The organism is Natrialba sp. PRR66 (assembly GCF_034808065.1).
Classification (GTDB): Archaea; Halobacteriota; Halobacteria; order Halobacteriales; family Natrialbaceae; genus Natrialba; species Natrialba aegyptia.
On the sequence record NZ_JAXHGN010000001.1, the window covers coordinates 1,109,549 to 1,126,883 of the forward strand.

Genomic DNA, 17,335 nt, shown 5'->3' on the forward strand with positions numbered 1-17,335 from the left:
ACTACGATCACCCCGATCCGAACGGCTTACGGGGACGGCGTCGTACCGTGAGCTATGTACGGCGTCGTCACCCGCAACGCTGAAGAGGTCCAGTGGCCGGAGTTCGACCGCGGCTTCTACGAGGTCAAGGACGTGACCGGCCGGTCCGCAGAGCCGATCGCGGACGGGGTGAACATGGTCTCCTGTTTTGGCGACAACGCGGCCGCAGACGCCGATCCGTCGCTCGTTCCGGTCGACGACATGGGGCGACCCGCAACCAGGGATCGCCGGTACTTCGACTGGGCCTACATCTGTCCCTCGCGCGAGGACTATCGTGAGGGGCTGTTCGAAATCATCGACGATTGTGTCGAGGCGAACGAGGACGTGAGACTCGACGACGTCGGGTTTCCTCGACCCGAATACTGTCGCTGTGGCGTCTGTGAGCAGGCATTTGCAGAGAGCGAATACGAAGATCGAAACGAGTGGCGCGCGAGCGTCATCACCGAGTTCGTCGCCGAAGCCGCCGATCGCATACCGGGACGGGTCTATCTAACGCTCTACCCTGACCCGTATCCGGGTCACCTCTACGAACGGGCCGGCCTCGACCTCGCGGCCCTCGAAGACTACGTCGACGAGTTCGTCGTGCCGCTGTACGATATGGCCTACGAGACGACCTACTGGCTCGAGACGATCGCAAAGGGGTTCGAAAGTGAACTCGAGACGCCGTTCAGTATCGAGTTGTACGCGGTCAACGTCGAGGTCGAGAACCTGATCCGCGCACTCGAAGTGGCAGAACACTACGGCGAGAGCGTCCTCTTTGGCTACGAGGCTTCGAACGCACGGGCGGCACTGCGGCGGCGGCGAGCGGACGAACGCGACGGCGTGTCACACGGCGAGCCGAAGTGACCGGCAACTGGTGGCGCGTCGGGTGAGGAAATCGTTGCTGGCTGGAGAACTGATTCACTGGTTGGGAGAGGACGATGGGTTATCGCGTGTCGTTACGACGGTCATCATCGTCATCGCCCATCAAGCTACTATCGTCATCGTCATCGTCCATCAGCCCGCTATCATCGTCGTCATCGTCCATTAAGCCGCTATCGTCGTCACTATCGCCGATCAATTCGTCATCGTCGTCCGTCAGTCCACTATCGTCTTCGCGATCCTCGCGCGTCGTCCCCGTCCGTCCTTCCGTATCGGTTCCCCTCCCGGTGTCCGTATCCATCCCGGTATCGCGCGTTTGACTCGAGCCGGCACCGGTACCAGCCCCAGCGGCTGTGTCACTACTCATACCAGCCCCTGTTCCGGACAGATCACTCTGCAAGTGGACTTCGTCCGCTGTGACATCTGCGACTGAACTCTCCTGCAGCGGATACGCATCGTCTGTTCCACCCCACCCGAGTTTCGCCTTGATCGTATCCGTGATTCCGGGGTCCGGTTCGACGTGCGCGGTGCCGTGTTCGACGTCGGCGATGATACCGACCTCATCACCCTCGGCGTTGATGACGCTCTTGCCGACGTCGTCGTCCGTAAATTGTGGAGACATTGCACTCAAATGTCCGTCAAAGACGACCAAGACGGTGCTGCTTGCGCTGGCTTGCGTGCCCATACCACAGCAGTAGCTCCCATAAACGGTAGAACCGCAAGAACACCCGTATTACCAACTATCTGTGGTTACGGAGCGCCTATTCGTTGAACGCCGGATCGCGCCCCTCGAGAAACGCAGCAACACCTTCCTCGTGAGAATCGGTCTCGCGAGCGTGTCCCTGGAGTAGATTCTCGTAATCTAGCGCCTCGGTCCACCGACGACCCAGGTTCTCGTGCATCGCCTGCTTCGTTATGCCGATCACGTCCGTCGGTCGTCGACCGAGTCGCTCGACAGTTTCGGTCACTCTCCCGTCGAGTTCACTCGCAGGAACCGCTTCGTTGATCAGGTCGAGATCCGCGGCGCGCTCGGCGTCGACGAACTCGCCGGTGAACGCGAGTTTTTTCGCGGCGCGCAGGCCGATCAGGTGCGGGAGCATGAAGGTGCCGCCGGTATCCGGAATGAGGCCGACGCGGACGAACGCACAGGAGAAGGTCGCCTCCTCGGTGGCGTAAGCAATGTCCGAGAGCGCGACGATCGCAAGCCCAGCACCGACCGCGTCGCCGGAGACCTTCGCGACGATCGGAACCGGACACTCGAGCATGGCTTCGACAACGCGGCCGAACGAGTTCGTGAGGTCTTCGTAGGCCTCACGCGGCGGGTCGGGCTCCGTCGCCATCGCCTCGATATCGCCGCCGGCGCTGAAGGCATCGCCGTCGCCGGTGATAACGATCGCGTGATACTCATCGGGGGATGCGTCGGCGATCGTCTCCGCCAGCGTCGTTGCCGTCTCGCGAGATATCGCATTGCGGACCTCGGGCCGATCAAAAGTGATTGTCAGGACGCCGCCATCGCTGTCGATATCCATACCGGATAGACAGACGGGCAACTATTAATGGTGATGTTCCAGCCCGTTCCTCGACGGCGGTTCCACCTGCATCGTCAGTCCGTCAGTCGGAGGGCATCGGTTCGGTGATCGGTGCATCCTCGGTGACGTTGAGTTCCGACGTGACGAGCGCTCGATAGGCCCGACGCAATCGCTCGGACAGCGCCTGGTGAGAGATATCGAGCTCTTCTGATAGTTCTTGCATCGAGACCTCCCGTGGGATCTCGAAGTACCCGTGATCGATCGCGGCCACCAGTGTTTCGTACTGTCGAGCGGTCAGCCCACACTGGGAGTTGCTCTCGGACTCCAGATCGAACAGGCGAACGATCGTCGGCGAGACGCTGTCTTCGGTGAGCCGATCATAGAGCGAACTCACGTGATCTCGTTCGAGAACGCGAACGCTCAACAGCCAGGTGCCGTTCGATGCGGAGGCGCTCAGTACGGTCCCGCCCTCCTCGATAACCAGCTCGAAGACGTTGACCGTTTCCGGTGTGAACTCGATGTCGTACAGCCAGCGGTCGTCGTCGCTGTTGATCAGCGAGTACTCATCGATCGCGGACGAGGTCGCCAACGCGTCGTCGATCATCTCCTGGGAGGGCCCTGAGAGCCAGAGCCCGTGTCCTTGCGAGGCGATCACACTCTCCATCTCGCAGGTCAGTGAGGGAACGGCCTCGAAGAGGTCGCCCAGTCCGGTCCCGTCAGCCGTGAACTCGATGTCTGCGATCGATGTCATGGATTCGGTTCAATCGTAGGATAAGGAGCGCAATAACCCCTCATCCAAAGATATTAGCGATGACAATCTTGACAGTCACTATCGATGGTATATAAACCAGCATTAGAGTCAGTTACGCCGAAATCAGCGTGAAAAACGATGGCCTGCAGCGCGCTAAAATCGTTCTGGAAGCAGAACTGTTTCGCTCACCACAGCAGCGGAGACAGTCACGTTGTTTTGAACAGCGAAACCGAACGCGAGTAACTCGCAAAATCGCAAGCTATCGTCGCTGTTGACGAACGGTCAATCGTCGTTCGAATACTCTGGGAATTAATAGAAAATTTACGCAGAATATACGTAATACCCCAACCTCCAGAAGGGAGGACGTGACTTCAAACGACGGACGCAGTCAGCAGTTCAGTCGACGATCGTATCTAAAAGGCAGTCTCGTTGCGGCCGGATCGGTGGCCTCACTTGCCAGCGTCGGCTCAGTAGCAGCGGCCGACGACGATGTACGGAGTCAGTACGACACCGTCATCGACGTCGTTGAAGCCGGTGCAGACCCCGACGGAAACGAATCAATTACGCCCGTCCTTCGAGAGCACGTTGGAGACGATACGCTCCTCGAGTTCCCCGAAGGGCGATACTACATGGACGAACAGCTCCGATTCACTGGATTCGAAAACGTCGGCTTCGTGGGGGAGGACGCGACGCTCGTTCCGGCAAACTATCACGAGTTCGACGGCCCACAATACCGACTATTCCGACTGGGAACGCACGAGGTTCCCGGCAACGATCTTCGGTTCGAAGGGTTCGACGTCGACCAGACCGCATCGGAGACGGGTATTCGCGTCATCAACGCGGAGGTCGAGGACGGCCTTATCGTTCGGAACGTGAGAATCGATGGCGTCCACGACAGCGGAACCTGGGGGCCGGGCCTGTTCAACGTGCTCGACCCCGATGGCGAGGGACTCGTCAACTGTTTCCAGGCGCCTGACGGTGCCGTCCACGTCGACGAGACGCCGAACGAGGGCAACATGTGGCGTGGCGCAACCGGCATCCACGTCAACGGGAACCACCGCGGGACGCTCGTGTTTGAGAACTGTATTCTGGGTGGGTTCCCCGATAACGGATTGTACTCCTCGAACCAGACGGGTCGCGTCGGCATCAGTGGTGGCTACTTCCGAAACAGCGGGACTGCCTCGATCCGACTCAACGGCTCGACCGCCGCGGTCAGCGGCGCAACGGTCGTCGTCGACGACGACCCACACGGCTCGGCGGGCCAACACGCGATCCGACTCGACGGCGGCGATCGATTTACCATCGAAGATGCGACGATCGCCGTCCCGGAACCAAACGGCGACGCCATCAGAGTCATGAGCGATGTCGACGAAACGACCATTTCGAACACCGATATCAGCGTCGGTGCACAACCCGCAAACGGGATCCGACTCGATTCCGGCAACGGGCCGACGACCATCGAAAACGTCACCGTCGACATGGCCGGGAGCGCAAATGCCGTTCGCATCCTCGGCGAGGACGGCGGCGGCGTCGACCTGTCGAACGTCCGCGTCACCGGCGATGCACCCGGGACCACGCTTCGGCACGCAATCTTCTGTCAGCGCCACAATTGCCAGTTCACCGGGCTCGATATCGACCAACCCGGCGACACCAAACGGCGCGGCATCGAACTCCGCGGCGAGAACTACACCATCTCCGACAGCGAGTTCGAAACGCGAGACACACCGATCGTCGTCAACGGCGCGGCCGACGTGACGATCGAAAACTCCGCCGCCCAGCCGATTGCGAACGCCAACTCGCTTCGCATCACGAGCGACTCCGGTGCCGTGGAGTTATCGGGCAACGAGTTCCCCGCCGGCGTTCGAGACGATCGGTAGTCGGTAATACTCTCTGGGAACTATCGTATTGACCGTCAAGAAGTACAACCCCTATAATTGACTCCTTGATCTTGTTCTCTCAAACCAGCTTCGAACAAACCCAACACTTCTTAGTATTATAAGTGAATAAGATAGACAGATTCAATAATTGATTGTTAGTACATAATAGTATGCAGGGAGGAACCCTGCTTAAGGCAGTAAGTGCATCTGGAATGCTAGGTACGCCTATGGGAACCACTACTGCGAAGAGTAGTGGTAATTTGATGATGATGATTCCGCATATGATGAGTGGATAATATCTGCTCTGAATAGTTATGTTTGTGACTTGTCGAATCCTATGATTGAATTCGATCCTTCCTTTGATGTTACAGAGCATCCAGTTGTGACTGATCCAGATGGTAACGATATTAAGGTATATCAATCAGAGATGATTGAATAAATCGATTAGCTCGTCTCGAATACGACAACTACCACTATACTGCAATAAATTATACTAGTACAAATGCCCCTCAAGAATAATCAGATATTGATGACTCTCGGAATTCAAATAACATTAGTTGGACTAGCATGTCTTCAGGTAGTTACCCTCTATAATGATTTTGCCACGTTATTCCTCCTAGGTATTTCAGGTATTATATTCGGAACTATTTTATCTTTTTATACTATAATAAAAAATATTTGATGTTATAGTTAACGACTTTTTGATATCAACGGGTCGCTCATATCGATGACTCGTAACTTTGGATTTTGCGGAACCAGTCGGTGTCATCGTTCAACAAGAGAGTCGGGAAGTTGAGGTAGGGCTGAACATAATGCTTCGAGACACGGAGTGACAAATTATAATATAGTTCTGCTCGACAGTATAAGTGGCTTCACTGCGCAGTATCACGTCACCGCTGAGGATATGGACGCTAAGACTCTTACAACCCGACACCAAGTTACCCACCCGCAATGGCAATCAAATATCAGCAAGAGATACGGTACACCCTTGGGAATTGGATGCACGCTGCGGAGAAGCGGGCCGGGCGCGATTTGAACACGCGACCGTCTGATTAAGAGTCAGACGCTCTGCCGGACTGAGCTACCGGCCCTTCACCTCCGACTTTTTCTCGGCCGGTAAAATACGTTTCCCTTGAGGACCGTTATGACAGAGGGGCCCACGCACGTCCCACCACCGGTTGCTCGATAGCGGCCCACATCGTCTCGTCTCCACTCACACGAGTTCCACCCCCTCTGCTCCGAGCCGGAAACCAACCCGGAAACGCGTTCCGTCACACGCCACAGTCACGACACCCGCTACAATGCTATAACGAACACCAACTCACGATCGGAGAACTATCCACCGTACCATAACGTCACACTCTTCGGGAAGGTTAAGTGCGGTCGGTCCGACCACACGTTCACATGAGTACGGGGGTAACCATTTCATCGATCTCTGACTACGCTATCTTAGGCTGCGGGAGCGTCGGGTACGCCGTCGCAGAAGAACTCGTCGAACAGGGCAAGGACGTTCTGATTATCGACCGCGACGAAAGCCGCGTCGAATCCCTCCGCGACCAGGACTTAGACGCACGTACCGCCGACATCCGCGAACCCGAAGCCGCCGATCTCGTCGCCGATCGCGATGTCGTCCTCATCCTCGCGTCCAACGTCGAAGCGAACAAACAGGCCGTCGAACACATCCGCGCCAACAACGACAACCAGTTCCTCGTCGCCCGCGCGAGCGATCCCGTCTCCGGCGACGAACTCGCCGACCTCGGCGCTGACATCGTCATCAACCCCTCCTCCGTCATCGCCGAATCCGCACTTCGCGCCCTCGAGTCAGGTGAACTCGAGTACAACGCGGGCAAACTCGCCCAACTCGTCGAAGAAACTGGTACGCGGCTCGGAATCATCACCCAGGACAGCCCCGATCCGGACTCCATCGCGAGCGCCGCCGCATTACAGGCGATCGCCAGCCACCTCGGCGTCGAATCTGACATCATCTACCTGGGTGACGTCGGCCACCAGGAAAACCGCGCGTTCGTCAACCTCCTCGGCATCGACCTCGTCCAATGGGACGAAATCGAGGACCACTCGGTCTACGACACCGTCGCCCTGGTCGACCGCGAAACGTCGACCGCACTCGATCTCTCCGTCGATGCCGTGATCGACCACCGCGAGGCCGAACAGGAGTTCGAGCCCGAGTTCGTCGACATCCGGCCGAACATGTCCTCGACCTCGACGATCATGACGAAGTACATCCAGGAATTCGATATGAACGTCTCCGAGGAGGTTGCGACGGCCCTGCTCTATGGCATCCGCGCGGAGACGCTGGATTTCAAACGCGACACAACCCCCGCCGATCTCACCGCTGCGGCCTATCTCTATCCATTTGCCAACCACGACACCCTCGAACAGGTCGAATCACCGTCGATGTCCCCGGAGACGCTGGACGTGCTCGCCGAGGCGATCACCAACCGCGATGTCCAGGGGAGTCACCTCGTCTCTAACGCCGGTCTCGTCCGCGACCGTGAGGCCCTAACGCAGGCAGCGAGTCATCTGCTGGATCTCGAGGGCGTCACCACGACGGCCGTCTTCGGCATCGCCGACGAGACGATCTTCCTCGCGGGCCGTTCGAAGGACATCCGGATCAACATCGGTAAGGTGTTAGACGACGCCTACGGCGAGATGGGTGAGACCGCCGGCCACTCGACCCAGGCCAGTGCGGAGATCCCGCTCGGCATCTTTACCGGCATCGAAATTTCGGAGGACACGCGGGATACGCTGCTCGAGTTGACCGAGGAAGCGGTCAAGCGAACGCTGTTCGATGCGATGGGTGTCGACGGAACGGAAGGATCGAACGGCGGCTAACGACCCGACCCATACGGATTGCTGTCACTGTTTTCCGGAGCGACCGCAGGACGGCTCCCAGTCGCTCCGAAAATGACTGACAGCAGTCCGTATCAGGCCACCAGTTCCGACTCCTCTTCGTCCGGGTCCCGAACGTGCTCGACGACTTCGTTGATGAGGATTACGTCACCGACCGCCCGAACCCACCGGTAGGGCACGATCACGCCCTGTCCCGTCGTCGACTCCTCGGCGAATAGCTCCGAGTTCAGGCTGCCGAGTGCAAGCCCGGTGACGGTTTGGCCGTCGACGTTCAGTTGCAGGTCTTCGACCTCGCCGACGAAGACGCCGCTGTTCGAGTAGACCTCGCGCCCGACGAGGGAGGTGATCTCCTGGGGTGTGTCGTCCATGTCTGGGTCCATGCGCGGCTAACTCTTAATTGTTGGTCAGACGCGACAGTCACTTGTTGACGGACTCGTGCTAGTGGCCCACACCCATCACTCCGGAGAGGGCGTTGATAGCCGTTGTGCTGCCTTTTGTCTTGACTCGATCAACTCTCGAGCCCACGTACACGCCTCGTGAGTCGTTGCGACGAGCAAGCCCTCGAGTTCGGTGTCGGGGCAGACGATGAGGATCACGAGTTCAGTGACTGGCGACGGTGAGCGGGTGGCCGGCGTCGGTGAGGAGGGACCGCGAGCGGAGGACGGACTGCCGGCGGTCGAGTCGGTAGTTACGGATGTTTTGGATGTCTCGGGTGTCTCAGGGGTCTCGGATACCCCGGTGGCAGTCGCTGTCTCCCACGTGATGACGACCAGCCCGTACGGTGGTATCTGTGCTGAGTCGAGTTCGTGAAGGGAAAGGTCGCCCCTCGAAAGGGCGTCGGCGGTGGCTTCCCGGAACTCGGTGAGCAGGCCCTGGATGACTGCACTGGGGCCGATAATCTCGAATTCACGACGGGAGGGGTCAGCGTCGTCGGAAGCGGCTGCGTCCGGGGTCGGAGGAGCCGTGGCGCGGTAGGCGCTGGCGAGACAGGGCATGGGGCCGGGGACGAGCACCTGATGGTGTGGATTGCGTCCGAGGGCGAGCAGCGCTTCGAGCGTCCGGGTTGGAAGGTCGCTCTCAGTCGTGCTCTCTCCATCCGAATCGCCAGTACAATCAGCACGGGTTCGCAGCGTCTGCCGGTCGATTCCCGCCGGAAGCGACGCTGCAAGTCGTGCAGGGTCGCGGGCGTTCGTGACGACGGTCGCCGCGTCGAGGAATTGCCACGGCAGCCAGCAATCGCCGTCAGTCGGCAGCGATGCGAGCAGGCCGCTCGCAGACGCCGTTCGCTCGAGTCGCGTCGAAAACTGGCTGAACTCTTCGAGTGCGAGTTCACCGGCGACGGTGAGGTGATACGAGTCCCGATCAGGGTCGCGTTCGACCAGGGTGGCGTCCTGGAGTTCCGAGAGGGCTCTGTCGACCGTCGAACGGGAACACTCGAGTGCAGCGGCGAGGTCGCTGGGGCGAGCGGGAGTGGTTGCGAGGTGGCGGAGTAGCGATTCGCGTCGGTCCACGAGGGCGAGCAATCGCGGCGCTCCGACCATAGGGAGTCGTCGGGTGACAGCGGTATAAGGCTGGTGACCGATTGCGGTCGGTGCTACCAGGCAATGTTTGAAGACGGCGGCGCAGTCGGGTGAATCGTGGTCCGTTGGAACAAGGTATCTGAACTCGAATCACCTACTAGTATATAAAACACAGAAACAGTTAAGTCGAAGAAGAATGGCCTGGGTCAGATTTCGACAGATGAAGGGATAAGAGTCCGAGGACAACGGTCAGTGCCGGGGTGCCTCTGACAAACCGGCAGATCCTGGCGTGTGGGCTGCCCGACGACGCGCCAGGGATTTTCCTCACAGGATGGCTTAGGTCGAGTCGAGCAGCGACGTGACTGTGGTGTGATCGGCGAGCAGCGTCTCCATCCGGTCGACCGTCGCGGCATCGCGCGTTCGACCGCTTCGGACGATATCTTCGGCGCGTTCGACGGTCGTGAGGGTGTCGGTCTGGACGGAGATAACCGGGATCTCTCGGTCGGTCGCCTCGCCGACGATAGCGCCGGATGGGCGGTGGCCGCCGGTCAGGATGAGACACTTGACGCCGGGGGCTTCGAGCGCCGCGGTGTGTATTTCGGCTCGGTCGCCGCCGGTGATGACGGCGGCGTCTTTCGTTCGCCGGAAGTATCGCAGGGCGCTGTCGGCACCCATCGCACCGACGGCGAAGCGCTCGACGTAGCTGTCGGTGCCGGCTTCGGCGACGAGTGTTCCACCGAGTTCGTCCGCGAGGTCGGCGACGGTGACGCCGGAGAGGGACCGTTCGCTGGGGATGATTCCGACGACGGGAACGCCGCGACCTTCGAGGAAGGGGACGACATCGGTTTCGAGTTGGTCGTAGGCAACGTCAGAGACGCGGTTGAAGACGACGCCGGCGAGGCGATCACCGAACGCGTCGGCGGCGGTAAGAACGGTGTCGATGTCGCCGGGTTTCTGGTAGGGAGAGACGAGGACGACGCGGGTGTCGAGGGTCGCCGAAATATCGGCATCGGTGAGATCGACGATTCCGCCGAGGTCGTACCGGCCGCCGCCCTCGAGAAACATGCGATCGCAGTCCGCGGCGAGTGTCTCGTAGGCTTCGACGACCCGCTCGCGCAATTCGGCGGGGTCCTCGCGTCCCCGAATGGCCTGCTCGATGAATGTCGGCGAGTAGACGACGGGTTCTAAGTCGTGCATCTCGGCGTCGATATCGAGGAGTTCGCGCGCGAGTAACGGATCTTCGTCGAGGGTCTTGCCGACGTTGCTCTGCAGACGAGTGCCCTTCGGCTTCATGTAGCCGACCCGCTCGCCGCGATCCCGTGCGAGGCGGGCGAGGGCCAGCGTGATCGCGGTTTTGCCGGTGCTTTCCTCGAGCGAGGCGACGAGGAGCGTCTCAGTATCGGGATCGGCCTCGGTCGTCGTGGCGTCCGTGTCGAGTTCAGTACCGGTTCCAGTGTCGGTGTCGGTTTCGAGTTCGGTTTCAGTATCGGTGTCGGTATCGGTATCAGTCATCGGAGTTCCTCCGTGTCGACGGTCAATCGCAGGTCGATCGCCTGTACGCCGTCCGGGCCGGCGACGAGCGGGTTCACGTCGAGTTCGAGAATCGCCGGGAAGTCGGTCACCAGCTGGGAGAGTCGCTGGATCGTTTCGACGATGGCGTCGGTTGCTGCCGGCTCGCGACCGCGCGCCCCGCGCAACAGCGGGGCCGCCCGAATCTCGTCGATCATCTCGCGGGCCCCGCGCTCGCCGATCGGTGCGACGCGAACCGACGTATCCTCGAGAATTTCGACGAAGATACCGCCGAGGCCGAACAGCAAGAGCGGGCCGAACTGCGGATCGCGGTTCATCCCGACGATGGTTTCGGTCGTCTCCTCGAGATCGAGCATCGCCTGGACCTGTACGCCGAGGATCGTCGCATCGGGCTGGTAGTTGCGCGCTCTGGCGACCACGTCTTCGTAGGCGTCGTACACCTCGTCGTCGCTCACGCCGACTTTCACGCCGCCGATGTCGGACTTGTGGGTGATGTCCGGGCTGACGATCTTCATGACGACATCGCCGTCGATGCCCTCGGCGACTTCGCGAGCGCGGGCCGGATCGTCGACGATCTCTCCCGGTGGCGTCGGGATGCCGTAGGCCTCGAGCAACTCCATCGATTCGATTCCGAGGCGGTTGTCATCTCGCCGCTCGACTCGCTCTAAAATCTCTCGGGCTCGCTCGCGATCGACGTCGAACCGCTCGGGGTCGTCGGCCGTTCGGTCGCGAATATCCCGGTACCGCGCGAGCGCGTCGAGTCCGCCGACCGCCCGGGCCGGGTCGAAGTAGTTCGGAATCCCGAACTCGCGAAGCACCGACTCGGCGTTTCGGGCCCGTTCGCCGCCCATCATACAGGTAACGACGGGCTTGTCGAATTCCTCGCACTTCTCGATGACGACCTCGGCGAGTTCGTCGTACTCGATCACCGCCGTCGGTGCGCTGACGACGACCGCACTCCCGACGTTCGGGTCGTCGAGCGCGAGTTCGAGCGCGTCGCCGAAGCGGTCGGTGTCGGCATCCCCGATCGCGTCGATTGGGTTGTAGACGTTCGCCTCATCGGGCATCGTCTCGGTCAGCGCCGCGATCGTCTCGTCGCTGAACTCGGCCATCCCCAGCGTCGAGTCGCCGACCGCATCGGTGGTCAACACGCCCGGCCCGCCAGCGTTCGTCACGACGGCGACCCCGTCGGTGTCGGGCTCCGGCAGTCCCGAGAGCGCCCGCGCCGCATCGAACAGCTCCTGGACCGAGTTCGCTCGCAGGACGCCGGCCTGCTCCAGCCCGGCCTCGTAGGCCCGCTCGCTCCCGGCGATCGCACCCGTGTGAGAGGAGGCAGCCTGCGCCCCCGCGTCGGTCCGACCCGACTTGACGAGCACGATCGGCGTGTCGTCGGTGACCTCGCGGGCCGTCCGGATGAACTCGTCGCCGGCGTCGATGTCTTCGAGATAGCCGATGACGACGTCCGTCTCCGGATCGTCGCCCCACTCGCGGACGAAGTCCGTCTCGTCGAGTACCGTCTTGTTGCCGAGCGAGACGACATCCTGAAAGCCGATCCCCTGCTCGTTCGCCCAGTCGAGGACGGCCGTGATGAACGCCCCCGACTGGCTCATAAACGAGATAGAGCCGTCCAGCGCGCCCTCCGGCCCGAACGTCGCGTTCAGGTCGACCGGCGTCGACATCACGCCGAGACTGTTCGGGCCGACGATATTGAGGTCATACTCGGCGGCGATCTCGCGGAGTTCTCGCTCCCGGTCGGCTCCCTCGCCGCCCGTCTCGGCGAACCCCGCCGTGATGACGACGACGTGTTCGGTCCCCGACTCGCCGAGTTCACGAAGCGTCTCGAGGACGACAGGCGGCGGGACGACGACGACCGCGAGATCGAGTGCCGGCGCGCTCTTTACATCCGGATACGCGTCGATCCCGAGCACCGTGTCGTGGCTCGGATTGACTGGCACGACCTCGCCGCTGAACTCGTCGCGCAGGTTTTCGAGGATCGCGCGGCCGACTGCGCCCTCGCGGTCGGTTGCGCCGATCACGCCGACGGTATCGGGTGCGAACAGCTCGGATAACCGTCCCATCGTGAGTGAATTCGCCGAGAGTCGTGTTAAACGTAGGGTGACGTTCCCACGTGCTGGCGATGAACGATACCGAATTAGAAGACGACCATGGCTGCTGACGAGACGAACCGGTGGTGGATCGACGATCGTGCCGAGCGGGAAACGGAAGGAGGGCCGAGCGGTCAGTGAACCGACACCGCAGCTGCGGATTGGTCCGAAACGAGAACGGCGAGCAGGTAGGCGACGATTCCGACGACGACGATCGAGCCGCCGGCGGGGAGGCTCTGAGAGATCGAGAGCGCGAAGCCTCCGATGATCGAGACCTGGCCAAAGAGTATCGAGAGATACAGCGTCTCGCGGAAACTGTGTGCGAGTTGCGTTGCGGCTGCGACGGGAATGACGAGCATCGCCGCGACGAGGATCACGCCGAGGACCTGCATCGCGCCGACGACGACGACGGCCGTCATCACGATCAACAGCGTGTTGTACCAGGTGACGTTCAGCCGGGCGACGCGAGCGGCCTGCTCGTCGAACGTGATAAAGAGCAGTTGCTTGTACGTCACCGCGACGACTGCCACGACGACGACGCTCAGAATTCCCATCAGCCGCGCTCCGGAGGGCGTGATCACGGAGAGATTGCCAAAGAGAAAGTTCTGGATGTTAAGCCCCGTGAGTCCGCGTCCGTAGCTGATGATGAGCGTGCCGACGGCGAAACTGCCGGTGAGCATGATCGCGATCGGCACATCGCCGTACGTGTCCGTGCGTTCGGTGAGCCACTGCACGCCGAGTGCACCGAGGATCCCGACGACGAGCGCGACGAGCAAGAGCGAGCCGCTCCAGTCCGTCGTCGAACTGAACAACAGTCCGATCGCGACGCCGGCGAACGCCGTGTGCGCGAGCGTTTCGCCGATCAGTGCCATCTCGCGGTGGACGAGATAGGTCCCGACCAGCGGCCCGACGACGCCGATGAGAACACCCGTCGCCATCGACCGCCACAGGTAGGGGTGAGAGAAGACGTTCGTCCCGAGGTAGTAGTCCAGTAACCGTCCGGCGATCCGGAACTGCTCGTACAGCGCCGACGCGTACGGATACTCCTGTAGCCAATCGAGGGTGAGAAATCCGAGCATCGCGACGGCGAGCAAGCCGGTCAGCGCGATTCCGCCGAGTTCGAGTCGTCGTCTGGTGTCGTGCATCCGTGTGTGGTGTGTGTCAGTGGTGTTGGTGGTCGTGTCGGCGTCGGTGTCGGCGTTGGCATCGGCACTCGTCTCGGTACCGGTCTCGCTCCCAATGAGCGGCGTGAGGTCCCGCATTCGATCGACTAATGATGGTGTTCGACGACATGTCCGGTCGTCCCGTAGGCCTCCGTGAGCGCGTCGCTCTCGACGAACGATTCGGTATCGCCGTGGTGGTATAGCTCCGTGTTGAGACAGGCGATACGATTTGCCCGGTCGGTGACGACGCCGATATCGTGTTCGATGAGGATGATCGTGATGCCCGAGTCGTTGAGCGAGTCGAGCAACTGGTAGAACTCGTCACGGGACTCAGCGTCGACGCCGACGGTTGGTTCGTCGAGCGCGAGCAGGTCGGCCTCGGAGGCGAGCGCGCGAGCGATGAACGCCCGCTGGCGCTGGCCGCCCGAGAGCTGCGTGACCTGTCGATCGGCGAGTGCGGTGATGCCGACCGTTTCGAGGGCGTCCGTGACGATGTCGTGATCTGCCTCGGTCAGCCGACCGTGGCCCACGTGGGCGAACCGGCCCATCGTCACGACCTCGCGAACGGTAACGGGCATCGTGCCGCCGCGGCTGGTCGCCTGCTGGGAAACGTAGCCGATCCGTTCGCCCTCGGAGAACGCCGAGGCGGGCTCGCCGAAGAGTTCGATCGAGCCGCTGTCGGGACTATGCAGGCCGAGCATGAGATGCAAGAGCGTCGTCTTTCCGGAGCCGTTCGGGCCAATAAGACCGAGAAAATCGCCCTGATCGACGGTGAGGGACACGTCGCGGACGGCCGGCTGCTCGCCGTAGGCGAACGTCACGTTCTCGAGAGAGACGACTGCAGTCACTAGTGATCCGCTCCAAGTGCTTCTCTGAACGCGGGAACGTTTAGCTCTTCCATTTGTTCGACGTACCCCCAGCCCGATTCTTGCCAGGCCCGGAGTGTCCCCTCCCCGGACGTGACCGGAACCGCGTTCGTCGCGGTGCTCTCCGCCAGGATCGTCTCGGCGAGCGGCGGGAATTCATCCTCGGACGTGACCTCGAAGCGATCGTAGAGAATCGTGTCGATGTCGTGGTCCTCGATGCGATCGATCGTCTCCGAAATATCGGTAATACTCGGTTCGTCCTGCGGTGACACGCCGGACGGCGTGTGCACCTCGATATCGTAGCGGTGTTCGAGGTACTGATAGGAGTTGTGTCCGGCGAGGATGGCGACATCGTGCTCGGCTTCCCCAGTGATGGTGCTGAACTCGTCGTCGAGTTCGGCGAGCCGGTCGGTGTACGTTTCGGCGTTCTCCCGGAACGTCTCCTCGTTATCGGGATCGGCGTCGGCGAGGCCATCCGCGATAGTCGTGACGATACGCTGGGCGAGGACCGGGTCGACCCAGGCATGGGGATCGACAGCGCCGTGGTCGTGCCCATCGTGAGATCCTCCGTCGTCGTGGTCGTGATCGTGCTCAGCGTCGTCTCCCTCATCGGTAGCGTGGTCGTGGGAGTCCTCCTCGTGTTCGTGGTCGTGATCGTGATCGTGCCCGTCGTGTTCGTCGGAATCGTGCTCGTGATTCCACGCCAGTAACTCGTCGTCGAGTCCCTCGAGCGCATCGATTACGGCTACCGTCTCGTAGTCCGACTCGAGCGTCGCCGCCGCCTCCTGCGCCCAGGCGAACTCCGGCAGATCGAGGTAGACGAACGCGTCACTCTTTGCAATCTCCGCGAGCAAGTCCGCTTCGGGCTCCCAGCCGTGCCCAACCTCGCCGGTCCCGACCGGGTTTTCGAACGTCACCGAATCGCCACCAATGGTATCGGCCCAATCCCACAGCGCAAAAAATGCGGCATACCCCGACTCGACCCCATCGCTCCCGCGAGCCACGTCATCGAGACACCCCGCCAGTGCCCCGGCCGCGAGTGATCCTGAACTCGCCGCCAAAAACGTCCGTCGTTCGAGTTCCATATCCGAACCAATTGCCCGTCGACTAAATATGTTATTATACGGAACCTTGCTGTTAATAATCCGGCCATCATACAGCACGGTAGATTAATAACTACTCGGCGGTAGCTCACCAGGAGGCCCCATCGGTGACGACGAAAAACTGAACCGTCGTCTACTCACTAACAGCCACCGGCTCTGCATCTGCATACTGTTGCAACGCCGTCGGATCGATCGAAAACACCGCCTCCGGCGTCCCCGCAGCCGCCCAGACCGTCTCGAACGTGAGCAACGTCTCGTCAAGCACGACCGGGACCGCCCGCTCGTGACAGAACGGCGGCACACCGCCGATCGACCAGCCGAGTTCAGTTCGAATCCGCTCGGCATCGGCCATCGACACCGCGGCCGCCGGCGCGTCGAAGACCTCGCCGAGCGCCGCCTCGCTGACGCGATTCGCGCCGCTCGTCACCGACACCACCAGCGAGCCGTCCACGTCGAAGACGAGCGAACTCGCGATCTGGGCTTTCCGACAGCCAACTGCCGCCGCTGCGTCTGCCGCCGTCTTCGTTCCCTCCGGGAACTCCTCGACCGTCGGCTCGAAACTGAACTCGTCGCGCGCCCGATCGGCGAACGCCTGTGCGCGTGGGTGCATGTTCGACATTCGATAGCACCTTTCGACTGCACCGTAAAAACGCTGACTCGTCTCCGACTTACTTTTCGTTGTGATCCGTTCAGTGTTCGAGCGAAACGTGCAGCCGAACGCCGTCTACGCGGTGGTACTCCGGTCGATGACCGGCACCGTCAGAGCGGACGATTTCGAAAACATCGAATCTGATGACGAGTCGCCCGGGATCGATCGTCGCCCGAAGGAGCGGCCCGCGACTCGTTACAACGACGTACGGCGCTGCAGGGACGGGACTTGCCTGCAGGTCCGATGCTGTCGCATCGACGGCCGCTGCCAGGACCGCCGGAAGTCGATCGAAGATACCTGCGGCCACGAGTTCGGCGCGCAGGGAGTCGACGAGTGCGTCGCGGTTCGTCGTTCGAGCGGTGTCCCAGGAGGTAGTGACGCGATCCGCACAGTCGTCGATCGCTGCGATAGTATCTGCGTGGTCGTCACAGAGCCGTCGCCTGGCGGCCCGTACTGGGTGAGACACGATGT

General features: G+C 61.2%; 15 protein-coding genes and 1 tRNA gene. 3 read left to right on the forward strand and 13 right to left on the reverse strand.

The annotated features are described in order from the left end of the window. Window positions 1-54: 54 nt before the first annotated feature. On the forward strand, window positions 55-885 hold the full coding sequence (locus SM755_RS05210) for a hypothetical protein (protein ID WP_323171734.1): 831 nt from the start codon (window positions 55-57) through the stop codon (window positions 883-885). Between the two features lie 79 nt (window positions 886-964). On the opposite strand, the gene SM755_RS05215 is transcribed toward SM755_RS05210, so the two are convergent. From SM755_RS05215 to SM755_RS05225, 3 genes are all read right to left on the reverse strand, one after another. After that, window positions 965-1,522, reverse strand: coding sequence for a hypothetical protein (locus SM755_RS05215; protein WP_323171735.1), 558 nt, complete (start codon window positions 1,520-1,522; stop codon window positions 965-967). Window positions 1,523-1,661: 139 nt separating this feature from the next. Continuing rightward, window positions 1,662-2,429 (reverse strand): enoyl-CoA hydratase-related protein, encoded by a 768-nt coding sequence (locus tag SM755_RS05220; protein ID WP_323171736.1) that lies wholly within the window; start codon window positions 2,427-2,429, stop codon window positions 1,662-1,664. Window positions 2,430-2,511: 82 nt separating this feature from the next. Next, window positions 2,512-3,180 (reverse strand): helix-turn-helix domain-containing protein, encoded by a 669-nt coding sequence (locus SM755_RS05225; protein ID WP_323171737.1) that lies wholly within the window; start codon window positions 3,178-3,180, stop codon window positions 2,512-2,514. 443 nt (window positions 3,181-3,623) lie between these two features. Here SM755_RS05225 and SM755_RS05230 point away from each other — a divergent pair, with 443 nt between their 5' ends. After that, on the forward strand, window positions 3,624-5,057 hold the full coding sequence (locus tag SM755_RS05230; protein WP_323171883.1) for a hypothetical protein: 1,434 nt from the start codon (window positions 3,624-3,626) through the stop codon (window positions 5,055-5,057). A gap of 1,017 nt (window positions 5,058-6,074) precedes the next feature. On the opposite strand, the gene SM755_RS05235 is transcribed toward SM755_RS05230, so the two are convergent. After that, window positions 6,075-6,148: transfer RNA gene (locus SM755_RS05235), tRNA-Lys, on the reverse strand. Between the two features lie 313 nt (window positions 6,149-6,461). On the opposite strand from SM755_RS05235, the gene SM755_RS05240 reads away from it, so the two are divergent. Beyond that, on the forward strand, window positions 6,462-7,910 hold the full coding sequence (locus SM755_RS05240; RefSeq protein ID WP_323171738.1) for a DHH family phosphoesterase: 1,449 nt from the start codon (window positions 6,462-6,464) through the stop codon (window positions 7,908-7,910). Window positions 7,911-8,002: 92 nt separating this feature from the next. Here SM755_RS05240 and SM755_RS05245 read toward each other — a convergent pair whose 3' ends face one another. The 9 genes from SM755_RS05245 to SM755_RS05285 form a co-directional block, all read right to left on the reverse strand. Continuing rightward, window positions 8,003-8,308, reverse strand: coding sequence for a PRC-barrel domain-containing protein (locus tag SM755_RS05245; RefSeq protein WP_006109231.1), 306 nt, complete (start codon window positions 8,306-8,308; stop codon window positions 8,003-8,005). A 75-nt stretch (window positions 8,309-8,383) separates the two neighbouring features. After that, window positions 8,384-9,469: a helix-turn-helix domain-containing protein gene (locus tag SM755_RS05250; protein ID WP_323171739.1), complete on the reverse strand. Its 1,086-nt coding sequence runs from the start codon at window positions 9,467-9,469 to the stop codon at window positions 8,384-8,386. A gap of 315 nt (window positions 9,470-9,784) precedes the next feature. After that, a complete protein-coding gene (locus SM755_RS05255) occupies window positions 9,785-10,960 on the reverse strand; it encodes a phosphotransacetylase family protein (RefSeq protein WP_323171740.1) in 1,176 nt (391 codons plus the stop codon). Beyond that, window positions 10,957-13,056, reverse strand: coding sequence for an acetate--CoA ligase family protein (locus SM755_RS05260; RefSeq protein WP_323171741.1), 2,100 nt, complete (start codon window positions 13,054-13,056; stop codon window positions 10,957-10,959). The genes SM755_RS05255 and SM755_RS05260 overlap by 4 nt, the downstream gene beginning before the upstream one ends. 161 nt (window positions 13,057-13,217) lie before the next feature. Beyond that, window positions 13,218-14,228: a metal ABC transporter permease gene (locus tag SM755_RS05265; protein ID WP_049903038.1), complete on the reverse strand. Its 1,011-nt coding sequence runs from the start codon at window positions 14,226-14,228 to the stop codon at window positions 13,218-13,220. Window positions 14,229-14,353: 125 nt separating this feature from the next. Next, window positions 14,354-15,094 (reverse strand): metal ABC transporter ATP-binding protein, encoded by a 741-nt coding sequence (locus SM755_RS05270; RefSeq protein WP_006663806.1) that lies wholly within the window; start codon window positions 15,092-15,094, stop codon window positions 14,354-14,356. After that, a complete protein-coding gene (locus SM755_RS05275; protein WP_323171742.1) occupies window positions 15,094-16,197 on the reverse strand; it encodes a metal ABC transporter solute-binding protein, Zn/Mn family in 1,104 nt (367 codons plus the stop codon). The genes SM755_RS05270 and SM755_RS05275 overlap by 1 nt, the downstream gene beginning before the upstream one ends. Window positions 16,198-16,348: 151 nt before the next feature. Beyond that, entirely contained in the window at window positions 16,349-16,825 is a 477-nt protein-coding gene (locus SM755_RS05280) for a YbaK/EbsC family protein (protein ID WP_323171884.1), read from the reverse strand. Window positions 16,826-16,904: 79 nt separating this feature from the next. Continuing rightward, entirely contained in the window at window positions 16,905-17,330 is a 426-nt protein-coding gene (locus SM755_RS05285; RefSeq protein ID WP_323171743.1) for a hypothetical protein, read from the reverse strand. Between the last annotated feature and the right edge of the window lie 5 nt (window positions 17,331-17,335).

Bases quoted from the DNA above. Each gene is read 5' to 3' on its own strand.
- SM755_RS05210 (WP_323171734.1), top strand. From the start codon at position 55: ATGTACGGCGTCGTCACCCGCAACGCTGAAGAGGTCCAGTGGCCGGAG.
- SM755_RS05215 (WP_323171735.1), bottom strand. From the start codon at position 1,522: ATGTCTCCACAATTTACGGACGACGACGTCGGCAAGAGCGTCATCAAC.
- SM755_RS05220 (WP_323171736.1), bottom strand. From the start codon at position 2,429: ATGGATATCGACAGCGATGGCGGCGTCCTGACAATCACTTTTGATCGG.
- SM755_RS05225 (WP_323171737.1), bottom strand. From the start codon at position 3,180: ATGACATCGATCGCAGACATCGAGTTCACGGCTGACGGGACCGGACTG.
- SM755_RS05240 (WP_323171738.1), top strand. From the start codon at position 6,462: ATGAGTACGGGGGTAACCATTTCATCGATCTCTGACTACGCTATCTTA.
- SM755_RS05245 (WP_006109231.1), bottom strand. From the start codon at position 8,308: ATGGACCCAGACATGGACGACACACCCCAGGAGATCACCTCCCTCGTC.
- SM755_RS05250 (WP_323171739.1), bottom strand. From the start codon at position 9,469: ATGGTCGGAGCGCCGCGATTGCTCGCCCTCGTGGACCGACGCGAATCG.
- SM755_RS05255 (WP_323171740.1), bottom strand. From the start codon at position 10,960: ATGACTGATACCGATACCGACACCGATACTGAAACCGAACTCGAAACC.
- SM755_RS05260 (WP_323171741.1), bottom strand. From the start codon at position 13,056: ATGGGACGGTTATCCGAGCTGTTCGCACCCGATACCGTCGGCGTGATC.
- SM755_RS05265 (WP_049903038.1), bottom strand. From the start codon at position 14,228: ATGCACGACACCAGACGACGACTCGAACTCGGCGGAATCGCGCTGACC.
- SM755_RS05275 (WP_323171742.1), bottom strand. From the start codon at position 16,197: ATGGAACTCGAACGACGGACGTTTTTGGCGGCGAGTTCAGGATCACTC.
- SM755_RS05280 (WP_323171884.1), bottom strand. From the start codon at position 16,825: ATGCACCCACGCGCACAGGCGTTCGCCGATCGGGCGCGCGACGAGTTC.